Genomic DNA, 860 nt, shown 5'->3' with positions numbered 1-860 from the left:
GTGTCGCCGGCTCGCCAACGTTGCTCTTCCGCAATCGGACGAATGGCATCGGGCAGTGAGCGTGTCATCCAATCTTGCCAAGCGTTCGCGCCAGGCTGCGACGGGCGGGCACTGTCCATCGGCGAGGGAATCGCGTGGCGCTGATCGCTCGCCGGAAGGTACGGCAAAATTTGATCAAACAACAATGCTTCGGCGAGAGAGCTTCCCCATGGCAGCCAGTCGCCTCCGCCGTGATACCAATGGCACAGATCGTACGTGATTTCAGACGTTGAATTCTCGCCATCTGCCAATCGCAGGCACAGCCAATCACCAGCTTGGCTGCCCACCAGCGGCAGGAAATTGGGCGGCATCAACGGCGGCCAAACCGGATCCGGGATCGGCTTGAGCAAGGTTTCAGGCGACACAGCAACGATGAACTCACCATTCCCGGGTGTCCGCCAGACCTCGTCGTCAAACCACGAAACCAAATCGGGTTGCAGAGTCAATCCAAACCGTCGCTCAAGCTGTTCAGACCACTTGGGCGCAGCATCCAACGCCCGACCTGATTGAACGGAAGCGTTCGGGCCGGTGGGTGTCTCGGCATCGTCCAGAGGATCAGACACAGATTGCGGTGTGCGACAGCAGAAAAGAGGAGAAAAGCAAGGCAACCCAGATTGTAGAGCATCTGGCGTTGGCCCAAACACTAACCCTGGACAGGAAGTTACCGCAAGAGCGTCAGGGCTGCTTCGCCCCACCTTCGCGTCGGGTGAACAACAATCACCGTACTGGGTAGTGGACGAGGCCACGAATCCCGCGCAATCGATGTGGTGGACGAGGCAACGAATCCAATGCTCAAGAACTCGTTGCCTCGTCCACTACCG

1 pseudogene is annotated in these 860 nt (G+C 58.6%); it reads right to left on the bottom strand.

The window, feature by feature from the left end:
* Positions 1–602: pseudogene (locus tag B2R17_RS07580) on the bottom strand (SMI1/KNR4 family protein); the annotation flags it as partial.
* Between the last annotated feature and the right edge of the window lie 258 nt (positions 603–860).

The sequence above is a fragment of the Rhodopirellula sp. UBA1907 genome (genome assembly GCF_002337565.1).
Lineage (GTDB): Bacteria > Planctomycetota > Planctomycetia > Pirellulales > Pirellulaceae > Rhodopirellula > Rhodopirellula europaea.
Note: the sequence above shows the minus strand (reverse complement) of the source record. Positions and strands in the feature narration are given on the sequence as shown.